General features: G+C 41.4%; 16 protein-coding genes, 2 pseudogenes and 1 riboswitch. Of the genes and pseudogenes, 13 read left to right on the forward strand and 5 right to left on the reverse strand.

Going from position 1 to position 15902, the window contains the following annotated elements; all coding sequences use genetic code 11:
• Positions 1–183: 183 nt before the first annotated feature.
• The 5 genes from BQ5375_RS08945 (at position 184) to BQ5375_RS08965 (ending at position 4107) form a co-directional block, all read left to right on the forward strand.
• Entirely contained in the window at positions 184–555 is a 372-nt protein-coding gene (locus tag BQ5375_RS08945; protein ID WP_235850008.1) for a hypothetical protein, read from the forward strand.
• A 452-nt stretch (positions 556–1007) separates the two neighbouring features.
• On the forward strand, positions 1008–1502 hold the full coding sequence (locus BQ5375_RS08950) for a GNAT family N-acetyltransferase (RefSeq protein ID WP_076917742.1): 495 nt from the start codon (positions 1008–1010) through the stop codon (positions 1500–1502).
• 529 nt (positions 1503–2031) lie between these two features.
• Positions 2032–2385 carry a hypothetical protein gene (locus BQ5375_RS08955; protein ID WP_022132803.1) on the forward strand — a complete coding sequence of 118 codons (354 nt, stop codon included), beginning with the start codon at positions 2032–2034 and terminating at the stop codon, positions 2383–2385.
• A 79-nt stretch (positions 2386–2464) separates the two neighbouring features.
• Positions 2465–3070, forward strand: a complete 606-nt coding sequence (locus tag BQ5375_RS08960) for a TetR/AcrR family transcriptional regulator (protein ID WP_022132804.1) — start codon at positions 2465–2467, stop codon at positions 3068–3070.
• Positions 3067–4107 (forward strand): zinc-dependent alcohol dehydrogenase, encoded by a 1041-nt coding sequence (locus BQ5375_RS08965; RefSeq protein WP_022132805.1) that lies wholly within the window; start codon positions 3067–3069, stop codon positions 4105–4107. Before BQ5375_RS08960 ends, BQ5375_RS08965 begins: the two co-directional genes overlap by 4 nt.
• Positions 4108–4223: 116 nt before the next feature.
• On the opposite strand, the gene BQ5375_RS08970 is transcribed toward BQ5375_RS08965, so the two are convergent.
• From BQ5375_RS08970 to BQ5375_RS08990, 5 genes are all read right to left on the reverse strand, one after another.
• Complete coding sequence (locus BQ5375_RS08970; protein ID WP_022132806.1) at positions 4224–5096, reverse strand: SIR2 family NAD-dependent protein deacylase; 873 nt, start codon at positions 5094–5096, stop codon at positions 4224–4226.
• The gene (locus BQ5375_RS08975) at positions 5047–5820 is read right to left on the reverse strand and encodes a protein-ADP-ribose hydrolase (RefSeq protein ID WP_076917743.1); all 774 of its coding nucleotides are present in this window, start codon (positions 5818–5820) and stop codon (positions 5047–5049) included. The genes BQ5375_RS08970 and BQ5375_RS08975 overlap by 50 nt, the downstream gene beginning before the upstream one ends.
• A 4-nt stretch (positions 5821–5824) precedes the next feature.
• Positions 5825–6445 carry a 4Fe-4S binding protein gene (locus BQ5375_RS08980; protein ID WP_022132808.1) on the reverse strand — a complete coding sequence of 207 codons (621 nt, stop codon included), beginning with the start codon at positions 6443–6445 and terminating at the stop codon, positions 5825–5827.
• A gap of 9 nt (positions 6446–6454) precedes the next feature.
• On the reverse strand, positions 6455–7072 hold the full coding sequence (locus tag BQ5375_RS08985) for an ECF transporter S component (protein ID WP_022132809.1): 618 nt from the start codon (positions 7070–7072) through the stop codon (positions 6455–6457).
• A 74-nt stretch (positions 7073–7146) separates the two neighbouring features.
• A riboswitch (FMN riboswitch) is annotated at positions 7147–7266 on the reverse strand.
• 12 nt (positions 7267–7278) lie between these two features.
• Positions 7279–7680, reverse strand: a complete 402-nt coding sequence (locus BQ5375_RS08990; RefSeq protein ID WP_076917744.1) for a pyridoxamine 5'-phosphate oxidase family protein — start codon at positions 7678–7680, stop codon at positions 7279–7281.
• Positions 7681–7826: 146 nt separating this feature from the next.
• Here BQ5375_RS08990 and BQ5375_RS08995 point away from each other — a divergent pair, with 146 nt between their 5' ends.
• The 8 genes and pseudogenes from BQ5375_RS08995 to BQ5375_RS09025 all read left to right on the forward strand — a co-directional run bounded on the left by BQ5375_RS08995 (position 7827) and on the right by BQ5375_RS09025 (position 15886).
• A complete protein-coding gene (locus tag BQ5375_RS08995; RefSeq protein ID WP_022132811.1) occupies positions 7827–8156 on the forward strand; it encodes a winged helix-turn-helix transcriptional regulator in 330 nt (109 codons plus the stop codon).
• Positions 8157–8708: 552 nt separating this feature from the next.
• Positions 8709–9602 (forward strand): LysR family transcriptional regulator, encoded by an 894-nt coding sequence (locus tag BQ5375_RS09000; RefSeq protein WP_022132812.1) that lies wholly within the window; start codon positions 8709–8711, stop codon positions 9600–9602.
• A 254-nt stretch (positions 9603–9856) separates the two neighbouring features.
• Positions 9857–10729: an alpha/beta hydrolase gene (locus BQ5375_RS09005; RefSeq protein ID WP_235850009.1), complete on the forward strand. Its 873-nt coding sequence runs from the start codon at positions 9857–9859 to the stop codon at positions 10727–10729.
• Between the two features lie 37 nt (positions 10730–10766).
• Positions 10767–11933 carry an iron-containing alcohol dehydrogenase gene (locus BQ5375_RS09010; protein WP_022132814.1) on the forward strand — a complete coding sequence of 389 codons (1167 nt, stop codon included), beginning with the start codon at positions 10767–10769 and terminating at the stop codon, positions 11931–11933.
• Positions 11934–11963: 30 nt separating this feature from the next.
• Positions 11964–12623, forward strand: a pseudogene (locus tag BQ5375_RS14665) (flavodoxin); the annotation flags it as partial.
• Positions 12624–12758: 135 nt separating this feature from the next.
• Positions 12759–13310: pseudogene (locus tag BQ5375_RS14670) on the forward strand (flavodoxin); the annotation flags it as partial.
• Between the two features lie 26 nt (positions 13311–13336).
• A complete protein-coding gene (locus BQ5375_RS09020; protein WP_022132816.1) occupies positions 13337–14716 on the forward strand; it encodes an alpha/beta hydrolase fold domain-containing protein in 1380 nt (459 codons plus the stop codon).
• A 324-nt stretch (positions 14717–15040) separates the two neighbouring features.
• The gene (locus BQ5375_RS09025; protein ID WP_022132817.1) at positions 15041–15886 is read left to right on the forward strand and encodes an aldo/keto reductase; all 846 of its coding nucleotides are present in this window, start codon (positions 15041–15043) and stop codon (positions 15884–15886) included.
• Positions 15887–15902 lie beyond the last annotated feature (16 nt).

Genomic DNA, 15902 nt, shown 5'->3' on the forward strand with positions numbered 1-15902 from the left:
TCGAAAGTAGCTGAGAGCTGATTCCGTCAAAATCCGATGTATTTTACTGGTAAATGGAATATGGAACTGTTGATAAATTTATGGTATCATTCATACAAAAAAGATTATCGAGAAATTAGGAGCTGCTAAAAGATGATAACAAGATTTAAACAACAAGTTGACATACCGTATAGCTTACATGATATGATTGTGAATCAGATTATCTTGGAAAATGATACTGTTTATCTGCGATTTGAGCATGGATATATCCGCGCGAAAGAACCATATCCACAAGTGAATGGTAGTATTACCATTGAAGAGGTCGATCAGGATTCTGCCTGTATTTTACTGTTAAGCGATTTGGGAAGATATGGTGATTTTAGAGGAAAGAAAATGTCGCTGAAAGACTTTCTTGATCAGTATAACGAGTATTCCTTTGAGATTGTAGATGAAATGTATGGATTTAACCAGGTGGAATATATTGGTTATCTGCGTTTGCCTGATAAAGAAGAGTCGATTCAGATGTCACTGTCCATGTACTTTACAGGTAATATTGTATATGAAACGGAAGAATAGATCCTGATTTGCTTTGAGCAAAAGTTTGGTCAATAGGGAAGGGAACCTTACAGCAAATAGTTTTATAATTAGAATAAGATAGCATTTATTTAGGACTTTCCCTTATTTTTACGAATATAGATTGAGTTGTTGATAAATTTATGGTACAATTTATCTAAATAAAGTGGATGACAAATCCAAATTTGAGAGGTTGTCTTATGTTTGATTTAATAGTGGATGCTTTGGGAACCATTGGTGACATAATCATGGATATATGGGTAAATAAGATTGTGTCAAAATTCAAAAAGAAATAAGGGATTTCCAGCTTGTGGGGGTACTCCAGAGAAAAACCTTAGAACTCAGAGAATACACTTTTTGCTTTCCGGCTGGATGTATCATGCATTCTGCGGAACATCATTTTCGTAATTCTCAATTAGCTTAAAATAAACAACCTGTAAGGAGGGACGATTTTTATGAGTAATTACATTATCAAACCGATGCAGACCGAAAGTGAAATGGACGGAAAAGGCCATGTTCACTATCAGTCTTATCAGGAAGCTTATGCAGGGCTGATGGATGCCGAATATCTGAGCAGCATGAGCGAAGAAAAGTGTAAGGAAATCGCCCACAAATGGCTGGAAAACCTTTTGGTTGCTAAGGATGGAGAGAAAGTGATCGGCTTTGTCGGCTATGGAAAATATCATGATGATACACTTTCGGATTGCGGCGAGGTGTTCTGCATCTATGTGCTCGCTGATTACTACGGAAAAAAGGTCGGCTATGAGCTGATGAACGCAGCCTTTGAAAAGCTCAAGGAGTATAAGAGGATTGCACTTTGGGTACTCAAAGGAAACGAAAGGGCAATCCGATTCTATGAGAGATACGGTTTCTGCTTTGACGGGAAAGAGGAAACGATTCAGCTTGGCACACCGAACACAGAATTGAGAATGATTTTTGAAAAAGAATAAGGCAGAGGATTTGACCCATAGTGGGAGTTGTTATTCTGTCAGATTTTATTTGGAAGTTTAGATGTGTTCACCGAATCGAAAAGGTGATTATATAGATATCTCCTATATTGAGCAACTTTCTGTTTAGAGTAGTACCATTTAAAATTGTTGGTTGTTATCCTTTATTTTCCGGGTGTCCTTTGAAACAAATATGATAAAGAAATAAGCAATGATAATAAAAAAGAGGAGCTTTTTAAGCTCCTCTTTTTATAATATCGGAAAAGATATCACCCCAGACACTTTATATTATCATAACTGTTTTGGGGGATAAGAACGTTTGCTATCTAAGCAGCGAATAAGTCAGGAAATCAGTCTGAGCTGGTCTTAGTCAAAAGCAAAAAAGAAGTTGTTTTTTGTGATATAATCTATTCATGGGAAAGTTTTGTATGCATATTCAATGGGTTAATTCAACACAAGGCACTGTCTGTGTTGTTCCATCATACTTCTGATTTTGGTAAGATAGAAGTATCAAATCAAGGAGGTAAAAACTATGAACACAGACAAAATTTATGCAGAACACCTTGCAAACGAATATGCACCTAAGGACGACTCCAAAGTCATTGCCCTTCGGAAACTGGATGCCAAAGCAAAATTACCGGCGACAGTATTTACCTATACTGTTGGTATTCTCTGCGCACTGATAGCCGGAGTTGGTATGTGCCTGTCCATGAAGGTGATCGGAAGCGGCAGCTCAGTTTCGTTCGTACTTGGTGTCATTATTGGGCTTATTGGCTTAGCAGGCATGGGTATCAACTATCCCGTCTACAAGAAAATGCTGGCGAAAGGAAAACAGAAATACGCTTTCGAGATCATGGAACTGGCCAAAGAAATAAGTGGAGAATAAAAAATGAAGAACAGATAACTTAGTCCCAAGTAACTCTTATTAAATTGAATCATTAAAAATTAAAAGTAGGTGGAATGCAATGAAAAAATCCGAAAGTAAATATTTTAACACTGCTTTTCGAATGGATCAGGCTTTTCTGGAACTGTTGGGAAAAAAGGATATGGAATATATCACAGTAAAGGAAATCTGTGAAACAGCAGGTGTTAATCGTTCCACCTTCTATCTGCACTATGAGACAATCGGAGATTTGATGACAGAAAGCATACAGTACATGAACGAACAATTTCTGGAACATATGAAGCTGCGTGCAGAGATGTTCGTTTCCAAGATACAGGAATGTCCTTTGGATGAATTGTATCTGGTTACACCGGAATATCTAACTCCGTATCTCGAATATATCGCGCGAAACAAACGTTTGTTCCGAACAGCATTAAAAAATTCTAAATCTTTTGAACTGGACAAAACTTACAGCCGGATGATGAGTCATGTTTTTGTCCCAATTCTGGAACGTTTTCAAATTGCACAAGAGGATCAGCAATATATGGTAGCATTTTATATACACGGCCTTATGGCAATTATTTCGGAATGGCTGAAAAATGACTGCAGAGATTCTATTAGTCATATTAGTGCTGTTATGGAGCAATGTGTCATGTGTGGGCGCGGAAAACAGGAGGAAAGTAAATGAATGCTGGAATTTATTTAGGAAAAGAAGCGCTTGAAATCCGGGAACTCGATTTACCTGAAATAGGTGATGATGATGTTTTAGTGCAAAACATCTACTCCAGTATTTGCGGAACCGATGTGGCTGTATTCCTCCATGGTCCCAATACAGGCCACAAGATTACTGTGGGCGGAGAATTTGGACATGAAACGGTTTCCCGTGTAGTCAAAGTAGGGAAGAATGTTACTGAGTTTGTAGTGGGAGAACGGGTCTACCCTTATCCCAGATATGCCAAAAATGATACCAGGAGAGCAGGGACGATTGGTGGCTTTTCTGAATATATTCTGATTCCGCAGGCCAAGCGGAATTACTCACTTTATGCTGTTGATGAGAGTATTTCCGATCGTCTTGCCAGCTTGATCGAACCTTTTACAGTTGGCTGCCGGGCAGCAAGGCGCGGGATGATTCCATTGGGGCAAAATCAATATGTTTCAGGTCAAAATGCAGTAGTTTTTGGATGTGGAACGATCGGGATTGCAGCTGCTGTTGCTTTTAAGCATTTCGGGATGAACAGAGTAATGGTGTGTGATCATTCAGATTTTCGCTTAAAACTGGCGGCTGGACTGGGATTTGAAACCTGTAACACAGCAAATGAAAGCTTTGAAGCTCATGCGGCATCATACTTTGGAACGTCAGTATCATTGAGCGGGAAAACAGCTGATATTGACTGTTGGTTGGATGCCGCAGGTGCGGAAACTATTCTGACAGAATTTCTGAACCTTGGTAAAATCGAAAGTCGATTTGTTTCTGTTGCGGTCAATAATGCTCCTCGTTCCATTAATCTGTTGCAGATGACCTATGCTCAACAAAGTATCATCGGGTCCGGCGGCTATATGCCCGAGGATGTACGCGATGTACAGGAAATTATGAGCTGTGGAAAGTGGAACTTGGAATCTATTATTACCCATGAGTTTTCTTTGTCTGAACTTGAAAAGGCGATTCGTACTGCTGCAGATGTTGACCATGCAGGTAATGTAGTGATCAAGATGGCAGAGAAATAGTCAGTATCATAGGTAGAGAAAATTTTGGCTTTCTGGTTTCCCTATGGGGATTTATGATTTCTGTGATAAGAATAAGAGGTGGCAGTATACTGCCACCTCTTATTGTTTTTGTATACTCATCGGGATAGCTCGTTTAAAACCATGCCGATATCTCTACTAATACAAATTGTCTGCTCTTGAATCTCTTTTGGACAATATGAATCCAATAAGTTGATGCATGCGTAAACGGCTTTAGGGTTTTGATAGGTCATTTTTCGAAAAGGGTATTTGATAATACCGGGTGTATTGTTTCCAACTCCCAATTCCAGATACAAGATATGTTGTCCTTGATGTTTGTGAAGAAAGTTCTCATACTGTGCAGCTGCTGTATACCAGCCCTCATCCTCTACGAAGGTCATATCTGCCCGTAGATTCATGGACATAGGCGCACCGCAGATAGGACAGTGGGGCACCAATTCACTGGGAATTTTCATGTTTTTCTGTTCAGTGAACATCTTTTTGACAACAAATTCATTGTCATAGGTCTTTTGGTGACAGGGTTTGGAACACTGCCATAATCCATAGTCGCCCTGTGTATAGAAGAGCTGTTGTTTTTGAAATCCGGCTTTTTGAAAACAATGGTCTACATTGGTGGTCAGGACAAAATAGTCTTTATCCTGTACCAGTTTCAAAAGGTCATTGTAAACGGGTTTTGGTGCGTCCAGATAGCGGTTGATGTAGATATATCGGCTCCAATATGCCCAATGTTCTTCTAACGTTTCAAAGGGATAAAATCCGCCGGAGTACATATCGTGAAAACCATATTTCTGAATGAAATCTCCAAAATAATGTTCGAAACGTTCACCTGTGTAAGTCAATCCGGCAGAAGTGGAAAGCCCTGCACCAGCACCGATGACAATGGCATCTGCAGTAAGCACTTCCTGTTTTAGGCGGGACAAATTATCGCAATAATTTTTGGTAGATCTCGTAGTCACTGTCTTTAAAAACATTAAAAATCACATCCATTTGTTTTGGATTTTGTGTTTGCCAGTTTTTGATTGTCTGTATAGCAATCTCCGCTGCCAATTGATTGGGAAAATGAAATTCCCCAGTGGAGATACAACAAAATGCTATATTTTGCAGACCATAAGACGCTGCCAGTTCCAGACAGGAACGATAGCAGTTTGCCAGCAATTCAGCGTCTTTCTTGGTGACGGCTCCATCAATAATAGGACCAACGGTATGCAGTACATAACGGCAGGGCAGATTATAGGCTTTTGTAATTTTTGCCTGACCTGTGGTTTCTTCTGCATTTTGTTTTGCCATGATATCAGCGCATTCTAAACGAAGCTGTACACCAGCAAAGGTGTGGATGGCGTTATCGATGCAGCCGTGACAGGGAACGAAGCAACCCAGCATTTGGCTGTTTGCCGCATTGACAATTGCATCGGCGGCAAGGGTGGTAATATCGCCCTGCCATAGATATATCTTCGGTTGTAGCGGGGTCAGGTCTTCTATTTTTGTAACCCCTCTCTCAATAAGGCGCTCTTGCAGATATGCGTCCTGTATTTTCAAAAAATCCTGGCTGACCGGAACAGGGGGGCGGACATTGATTAAGCTGCGCAAAATCCGACGTTTTCCTGCAAGACTCAAAGGCAGAGCGATATTTTGATATTCTTTTCTTTCATTCAGCAGATAGCGAATCATAAACTCCGCCCGTTGCTCCTGTGTCATATGGTTACCTCCGTTCAATGGCCCTTGCAGGGCAAATTTCAAAGCAATTTCCGCAGTGCAGACAGTGCTCCTGTTTTATTACAACAGGCTTTTGTGTAATATCAATACACTTTTGGGGACATTTTGAATAGCATAATTTGCAGCCGATGCATTTCTCTGTTACAAAGTAACCATTTTCCGCTGGCTGAGCTATGCCAAAAGAAAAGCTGTTTCGTTCGATGGGAAGTTTGGTAAGATCAAACCATTCACCAATGCCCTCATATATTTTGAAAACGGTGAGAACACTACGGGAGCATACATCCGGATAAATCTTTTCCATGTATGGATTTTTACGGAACAGTTCAGGTATTTTGTCTGGCCCAATTTCTTTTACTTTGCCTTGTACTGATACCGCTACACAGGAAAGGGTATCTTCTCCCTTCATGGCGGTAAAAGCGATATTTTCATTGTTTTTTAGCCGCCTATAAAAGTTTTTGCCCGTTGCGGTTAGAAAGTAAAGGCCGCTTTCATCATAATCCATGATGTCGATGGCACAGGTAACAGGATGACCATTCTTATCAACAGTAGCAAATACAGTGGAATGAATTTCCTCTACAATATATTTTAGATAATTTTTTGTTTGCATGGTAACCTCCTATTGTTGTGAACCTTTTAAGAAGGGGGAGAGGTGTGTGTAAAACAGCATTGTGAAAGCACTGATACCGATTCCCTTCAGCAAGTTGAATGGGAACGCATTAAAAATAACGACATCAAATTTTGTCTTGATAAAAGGCATAAACTCATGAAAAGAAGCAATCAGCTGTTCGAGCGGCATAAATGTTTCAAACAGAGGCAGCAAGATAAAGTAATTAACTGCTGCGGCTACAATTCCCATGATGACGCTGGCAATCAGACAGGCGATTATCGCGGTTTTCTTTGTTTTGTGAAATTTATAGATAAGTCCGGCTACCGAAACAAAGCTGCCTCCCATGATAAAGTTAGCAAGTTCGCCGGTACCACCCGTAGAAGTAGCTGGTAGCTGCAGAACATTCTTAACAAATTCAATTAGAATTCCTGTTTCAGGACCGTATGCAAAGGCACCGATCAATGCGGGCAAGTCCGATAAATCCATTCGTGCAAACGATGGAGATAAGGGAACAGGAAACTCAAAAAAAGCAAGGATAAAGGAAATGGCAGAAAGTACAGCCGTCATCGTGAGAATACGTACTTTCTGATCGGATGTTTTCTTTTGTAGGATAATATTTTTTTCCATGATTCTCCTGTTAAGATATGATTTGGATTAAGAACAAATCCTGCGAGGTTTGGCACATGCGGAGGATATTCTTATCATATCTTCTCTCATCCGGACTTTTACCGTCGGTAACGGGATTACACCGTTTCGGCTGCTCTTGCAGTTCGCAGACTGTCACTGCCGGTCAGGGATTCCACCTTGCCCCGAAGATATTTGGGAAGTTTTGTTTACAGATCGTATTCCTCAGGCGGATTACCGGAGAAGTCGGCGATTACCGCGTGAGCGTCCTTCAAATAAAAGACCTCAAAAATTGGGTTAGTAGCTTCGCCGTACTGTCCTTTAACAATGGGGTTCTGGATGCACATTTCCTTAGCAGACATGTTGTTTTCAAAAACAGCTTCTCCGTTCAGGCGAATCCAAGCATACGCCGGGCTGGAAACACAGACTTCTACAGAAGGATTAGCCTGCATATCTTTGTAGACATCTTTCTGGTTATTGGTGCAGAACCATAGTTTGCCATCCAGTTCACCGGCAAACATGAATGGGCGGCATTTAGCCTTTCCATCACGACCAACAGTAGCAAGGTATTGTACGGGATTTTCCTGCAAAAATTTTACAACTTTGTTCATCATTATAACCTCCTGATAAGTATGGGTTTTTAGTCTTGCAATTTTTATCTTGCAAGATTATAATAAAACCATAAAGAACTTTTGTAAAGTAAGCACTTTATTGTGCTGTAGGTACCAAAAAGATACTATTGGAGGAGGGAAAACATATGGAGAAAGAAAAAGGGTTACCGGAATGTCCAGTAGAAACAACCTTAATGTTGATCAGCAATAAATGGAAAGTCTTGATTCTGCGTGATCTGATGCCTGGGACAAAACGCTTTGGTGAATTAAAAAAGTCTGTTGGCAATGTATCGCAAAAAGTCCTGACAGCACAGCTGCGAGACATGGAAGACAGTGGACTGGTAAATCGAAAAGTGTATGCAGAAGTGCCGCCACGAGTCGAGTATAGTTTGACAGAACTTGGAAAAAGCCTTAAACCTATTTTAGATGCCATGTGGACATGGGGAGAAAATTATAAGACTCACAATAATGAATAAAGAAATGCCACTAAACCATTCATGATGAATCATTTAGTGGCATTTTTTGTTTTATCGCTATTGATAAAAAATACTTTTCCCATCTTGCACTGCATTGAGTAGGTATATTGCGAAATGATATAAATCTATGAGCAATCTTGCATGGTTCATAGATTTATATGTGTTTTGCAAAACGGGATTACTGTTATCTTCTGTCTGCCAGTGTTTTGAATGAGAAGTTTGTTTTAGAAAATAATATCAGGAACTGGAAAGATTTTTAAAGAATGCTGACTGAGATATGGTAAGTAAATCAAAGACTCGGTTTTAAAGACAGTCAAAGAATATGTTAAAGAGAATATAACTTGAAATATTTTAATCATTTGCCTATAATTTTATTGTAATAAGACTTCTTGAAACAAGAATTTAAAAAGTTTTGTGGGCAGAGTTAATTGAAAAACCAGAAAATTTGAATTTGCAGAGACAATCTTAAAAAGCTAAAAAATGTCAATATGAGTAAGTGTAATAAAAAGTATCAAATAAGGAAATCCCCGGAAGAAAGGAATTGTGAGGCGAATGTATAATCCGCAGCTAGATACATTTATCTGTGTGGTAGAGGCTGGCAGCTTTAATAAAGCAGCAGAAAAACTATACATTTCTCCACCAGCAGTCATTAAACAAATCAATTTGCTTGAAGAAAGTTTGGACTTGCAGCTTTTTGTTCGGACACATCGTGGGCTGCAACTTACAGAAGCGGGAAGGTCTCTTTATCAGGATGCAAAATATATCATACAGTATTGTAAAGATTCGGTTACACGGGCAAAGAATGCAATGCAAGAAACGAAGAATGTAATTCGTATCGGTACTTCTCCTATGACACCAGCCCAAGTATTGGTAGACCTTTGGCCAAAGCTGCAAGAATATTGTCCCGGAATAAAATTTAAGCTGGTTCCATTTGATAATACTCCAGAAAATGCCAGAGAAATTCTAGCAAATCTGGGGCAAAACATTGATGTGATTGCCGGAATTTTTGATGAAACAATGCTTCAATTACGTCAGTGTAATGGACTTGAGATTTCCCGTGAACCTATTTGCTGTGCAGTGTCTGTTCATCATCGGCTGGCACAAAAAGACCGGCTGACGGTACAGGATCTGTATGGAGAAAAGATGATGTTGATGCGCCGTGGATGGAGTCATTACGTCGATCTTCTTCGGGATGATTTATGGAAAAATCATCCTCAAATACAAATTGTGGATTTTGATTTTTACAATGTTAATGCATTTAATCAATGTGAGAACAACAACTATGTCCTTATGGCTGTGAATAACTGGAGCTATGTTCACCCTCTGCTAAAGATTTTGCCATTGGATTGGAACTATATGATTCCTTTTGGCTTATTACACTCTCCAACACCATCTCCAGTTGTCAAACAATTTCTGAAAGCAGTAAAAAAAGCAACCCAAAAGTGATAATCCAGTATGAACCTTCAAGTAAATAGTGCATAACGAATCGAGACTTCTGCAGAAGTCTCGATTTTTTTATAATTAAATCAGACAGAAAGGATGGTGAGTCAATGAAAGCGCGGAAGTTATCAGTCATTTGTATCTTTATGTTGTTGTTTATGATTGGATATAGTGGACTGACGAAATTAATATTTGAGATTGATACAGTGCAAAATAGTAGTTTTGGCTTGAAGAAAACGGATTCTGCGCTTGCAGAGGATATGATACAGCACTTTAACGACACTACTTTGATTTATACCGTAATGAATGACCCTGTTTTTGGAAAATATGGACGTTTCTTGTTTCCAATGGAAGAGTGGTATATGAGAGGTGAAACTTTAGGTGATTTGCAGCTTACCTGGTATAACAATATCGATTCAGACAAAACGGTTGAAGTCGTCAATACATTATGGAATCGGGCAAGTGCCGGACAAACCGTTTTCTATGATATTTATACAGAGGAAGAAAAAGCCAGGGACCCGGATAAAGAGGATACTGGATTGTTTTTCTTCAAAGGAAATCTAGGAGAAAAATTTGCGTTGTGCAATGCAGGGGGTGGATTTGCCTATGTGGGTGCCATGCAGGACAGTTTTCCTCATGCGTTGGAACTTTCCAAACGAGGATATAATGCTTTTGCTCTGATTTACCGTCCTGGGGCACAAACTGGCTGTGAAGATCTGGCACGGGCAATCAGCTTTATCTTTGAGCATAAAGAGGAGCTGGAAATTGATGTACAAGGTTATTCCCTTTGGGGAGGTTCGGCTGGAGCTCGCATGGCAGCGTGGTTGGGCTCATATGGACCGGTAGCATTTGGAGGAGAAGATCTTCCACGGCCGAGTGCGGTGATTATGCAGTACACCGGACACAATGAATATACAAAAAATGATCCCCCGACCTTTGCTTGTGTGGGAGAACGGGATGGCATCGCAAATTGGCGTACAATGGAGCGTCGTCTGGATGCTATGAGTAATCTTGGCATCCCAACGGAGTTTCATCATTATCCTGGACTGTCACACGGCTTTGGGCTGGGAAGTGGCACGGTGGCAGAAGGATGGCTTGACGAAGCTGTTTCTTTTTGGGAAGCTCAGATATAGATGATCATTTATGAAATTCAAGGAAGGAAGTACAGATATGAACAACTTTATTTTTCAAAACAGCACGAAGGTTTATTTCGGCAGGGGCTGCGTGAAGGAATATCTGGCCTGTCTGACAAAAGACGCTCAGACTGTTCTGCTGGGTTATGGCGGAGGTTCAATCAAACGAAACGGCGTCTACGATGAGATTACGAGCATTCTGAAGAAAGCTGGTAAAACCATTGTGGAGTTTTCTGATATCATGTCCAATCCCACCTATGCTAAGGTGCAGGAGGGTGCGAAACTGGCTCGAGAAAATCATGTTGATATGGTTCTTGCTGTAGGCGGCGGCAGCACGATGGATTGCTGTAAGGCTGTTTGTCTTGCTGCACAGTATGAAGGCGATATTTGGGAGGATTTTTGGATTCACCCAGGTGTTATTGACTTTGATCCGTTGCCATTGGGCGTTGTAGTTACTGTGGCGGGTACTGGCAGCGAGTGTAATGGAGGCGCAGTGATCACCAATGAGGAAAAGAAGGTCAAGACAGGTCGGGACTATCCGGCTCTTAACCCTCGTTTTGCTCTGATGGATCCCACCTATACTTTCTCTGTGCCAAGAAAACAAATGGTATCCGCTAGTTTCGACATTTTAAGCCATATTATGGAAACTTATTTCAGCAAACCCGATGAAGACAATGTTTCTGATGATATTATGGAGGGATTGATGAAAAGTGTGGTTCGAAATCTCCGGGCAGCCATTGAAGATCCACAGGACTATACTGCCCGTTCCAACCTGATGTGGGATGCAACCATGGCGGAAAATCGGATGATCAAAATGGGCAAGAGATGTGATTTTCAGTGCCATAATATGGAGCACCAGCTTAGCGCATTTACTGATTGTAACCATGGATGTGGCCTGGCAGTGCTCCATCCGGTATACTACCGGCATATCTATAAAGAGGGCTTGTTAAAATTTGTCCGTTTTGCAAAAAATGTATGGGGAATTGCTCCGGAGAGCAAGACCGAGGAAGAACTTGCTTTGGCAGGTATTCAGGCACTGGCAAATTTTATTCGAGAAATTGGTCTGCCTGCCACACTAAAAGAATTGGATGTGAATCAATCCCAACTTAAAGAAATCGCCGATTCTTGCAGCATTTCTCAAGGCAGCTATAAGGTCATGACTCATGAAGAAATTTTGGAAATCTTTCAGGAATGCTATGAATAAAAATTTTTAGTCTTGAAAGGAGCGATTACGATGAAAAAAATAACAGCATTGTTTTTAAGTCTGATCATGGTACTTGGTATTACAGCGTGCGGAAACAGCAATGCTTCAGTTTCTTCTGCACAGGAGAATTCTAAAACAGAGGATTCTCAGCCGGCTGTCCCTGAAAGCACTTCTGCTAAAACAGACAGCGGGGATGCTTTAGAAGAAAGTCAAACTGGAAAAACCCTGGTAGTGTATTTTTCTGCTACCGGAAATACAGAGCAGGCAGCAGGTTATATTGCCGATTTGACCGAAGGCGATCTGTTTGAGCTGGAGCCTGCTGACCCTTATACCGATGAAGACCTGAATTATGGCAATGAAAAGAGTCGTGTTTCCCGGGAATATGCAGACGAGTCTTTAAGAACTGTTGAACTGTTAGCAGATACAGTGGAGAACTGGGAAAGCTACGATACTGTGTTTATCGGTTATCCTATCTGGTGGGGAATTGCCGCATGGCCTGTGGATACGTTTGTTAAAGCCAACGATTTTACCGGCAAAACAGTCATTCCTTTCTGTACTTCTGCCAGCTCCGGTTTGGGTGAGAGCGGAGAGCTACTGGCAGAATTAGCTGGAACTGGTGATTGGCAGGAAGGAATACGTTTCCGCTCCAGCGTCAGTGAGTCTGATGTTCAGGAATGGCTGGATAGTGTGCTCAATGATAAGTCTGAAGAGATTGCCGATGCTTTAGATTCCAATACAGAAATTTCTGATACTTCCGTCGAATCGGAAACGTTTTCTAATGAAGAATCTTCTGCTCCTGATACAGATGTGTCGGAAAGCAGCGAAGGAAATAATATTTTGATTGCGTATTTTACCATGCCGGAAGATGTGGATACAGAAGGCGTGGATGCAATTGCCGGAGCCAGCATTGTAGTCGACGAGGGTAAAATAATGGGAAATGTGGAATATATAGCTTCAATAATTCAGGACACAGTGGGAGGAGATTTGTTCCAGATTGAAACTGTGGAGCAGTACCCATTGGATCATGATCCTTTGGTCGATCAGGCAGCACAGGAACAGGGTGAGGATGCACGTCCGGAGCTTTCCACCCATATCGAAAATTTGGAACAGTACGATACCATTTTTCTCGGCTATCCCAACTGGTGGGGAGATATGCCCCAAGCGCTGTACGCCTTTTTGGAGGAATATGATTTTTCTGGAAAAACGATTATCCCTTTCTGCCCTCATGGAGGAAGTGGGTTTTCTCGTACAGAAAGTACAATAGCTGAACTTCAGCCAGGAGCAACTGTGAGTGAGAATGGTCTGGAGATTTCCAGAAATGATGTGGCAGGAAGCCGTGATCAGGTGGTGCAATGGGCAGCTGGATTTGGACTATAAGCGGTTTTGAAAGGAGACCTCGGCAGATGAAACGGATGTTTATTCTGATTTTTGTAGCGGTATTACTTTTCAGTTTAGCTGCCTGTGGAAATAATGAGGGCACCTTTTCTGATCAGACAATAAATAATAATCTGTCACAGTCCGAAGGTGTGGATAATAGTCAGGTACAGCAAATACACACGAATATTCTCATAGCCTATGATCCTGAGCAGGAAACAATAACGAGGGCAGCCAAGCTGTTGGCAGATACACTAAATGCAGATTTGATAGAGATAACGAATGACAGCAATCTGCAGGTAGATACGTATGAATTTGTTTTGCTGGGATTTGATGGCCATAACCAGCAGCTTTCACCACAAGTTCAGAATTTTCTGAAAAGGTACAATTTTGGTGCCCGCACAATCTATCCGTTTGTTTTAGGAGATGGTATCGATCTGTCTGCCGTGAGTTCTGCAATCTCGGAGCTGGAACCAGGTGCGTTGATGGGAAACGGCGAGTTTTTGATAGAAGAAAATACTACGGATGAGGAAATACGTGAGTGGGGCGCAGAGCTGGAGCTATCTGATATCAAAACTGCTGTTCCGACAGCGGAAGAAGGTAATACTGTAGCTACAGCCACAGTAACACCCGATCAACAGCAAGTACTTTATTTATGGGAAGAAGATAACGCACCGGCTCAAACAGAATATACCATGAACGATGGAAGGTATTCAGATAACCCAGATTTCAGACCTTATCTTACCAGTTATCCGGTCCCGGAGGGTATGGATATAAAAGGTGCTGTGCTCATCTGTCCAGGAGGAGCTTTCCAGTTTCGTAGTGATCAGCCGGAAGGTGTGGATGTGGCAGAAGCATTAAACATCCTTGGCTATCAGTGTTTTGTGGTAGATTACCGTCTGCAACCCTATACCCAGCAAGAGGGTGCACTGGATCTGGCAAGAGCGGTTCGTTTTGTTCGCTCCCATGCGGAGGAATACGGCATTGAGCCACAGGATATCGCTGTGATGGGCTTCTCGGCTGGCGGTATTTTAAGCGGTGAGATGCTTATAAACTTTGATGGGGATGTACTTCCCACGATTCTGGATCCAGAATACCAGCAGGATGAGCTGGACAGTGTTTCGGCAGATGTAGCGGCTTGTGGCATGATCTACTCCTTCTATGGACAGCTGAGTTTAGGAACCACAGATGTAGATCTTCTGCGTTCTGGTGATTTACCGCCAACATTTTATTGCTATGGAACCCGTGACCCATTTTACGGACAGTTTTTGGCAAATGCCGATGCGGCAGAACAGGCAGGTGTTTTGGTAGAACAACTTCAACTTGACAATATGCCGCACGGTTTTGGAGCAGGTGGAGACTGGATTCCTGCTTATGATAAGTGGCTTACAGAAATCTTTAGTCAGTAAATCAAAAACAAAGAGTTAAAACCTTTAGCTTATCACTCCATAACAAACAGGAACTTCTATTTGCTGCGGCTTCCATTTATAATAATAAATAGAAAAGAGAAAAGCATAAGTCCAGCACAGGTCAGTTTGGCATGGATGTTCTCTAAAAATTCCAATTCCCGGTACCCGAAAAGAAGAGTGGATTCAGGAAAATACAGGTACGGCAGATGCATACCTGTCCTCAACAGAGCTTCCATATTTGGACTGTGCATTAGATAAGATGTAGATATCCGCTGTATTTTTAGAACATCAATCAACCATTAAACATGTAAGGAGAAAAATAAAATGGAAAATGTAACTCTCAACAATGGATTAAAGATGCCAATGGTGGGTATTGGCACATTTTTACTCACACCTGATGAAGCAGAATCTTCGGTGCTCAATGCTTTGAAGTGCGGTTATCGGCTGATTGATACCGCCAATGCATACGTCAACGAAAAGGCTGTGGGTCGCGCGATGAAGAAATCCGGACTTCAGCGAGGAGAAATTTTTCTGGAAACGAAGCTGTGGCCTGCTTTCTATGAGCAGCAAGATGCCGTAGAAAAAACACTGAAACGGCTGGATACCGGTTATATCGATCTGCTGCTCATTCATCAGCCTGCTGGAAATTATATTGCTGGATACAAACTGATGGAAAAAGCATATAAGGAAGGAAAAGTAAAAGCCATTGGCCTTTCCAATTTTAATATGGAGCAGATGAAAGAAATTTTGGCAATCTGTGAGGTGAAGCCCGCTGTACTTCAGACGGAGGTGCATCCATATTTTCAGGAAAAGGAATTAAAACGTTTCCTCAGCAATGAAGGGATTATGATTCAGTCATGGTATCCTCTGGGACATGGGGATAAGTCGCTCCTTCAGGAGCCACTGTTTTCTAAGTTGGGCAAGAAGTACGGCAAATCTAATGCACAAATTATTTTGCGTTGGCACATACAGGCAGGTAACATCGTAATCCCTGGTTCCAAGAGTCCTGCACATATCCAGGACAATTTCGACCTGTTTGATTTTTCTTTGAATCAAGATGAGATGGAGCAGATCTCTGCTATGGATCAGAAGAAACGTTACTATACCAGCACACCGGAAATGCTGAAAAGGTATGCAGAAATGGTTCCGCCTGTGGATGAGCAAAAATAAATCATAAGAAAGGGCT

The organism is Negativibacillus massiliensis, assembly GCF_900148495.1.
Taxonomy (GTDB): domain Bacteria; phylum Bacillota; class Clostridia; order Oscillospirales; family Ruminococcaceae; genus Negativibacillus; species Negativibacillus massiliensis.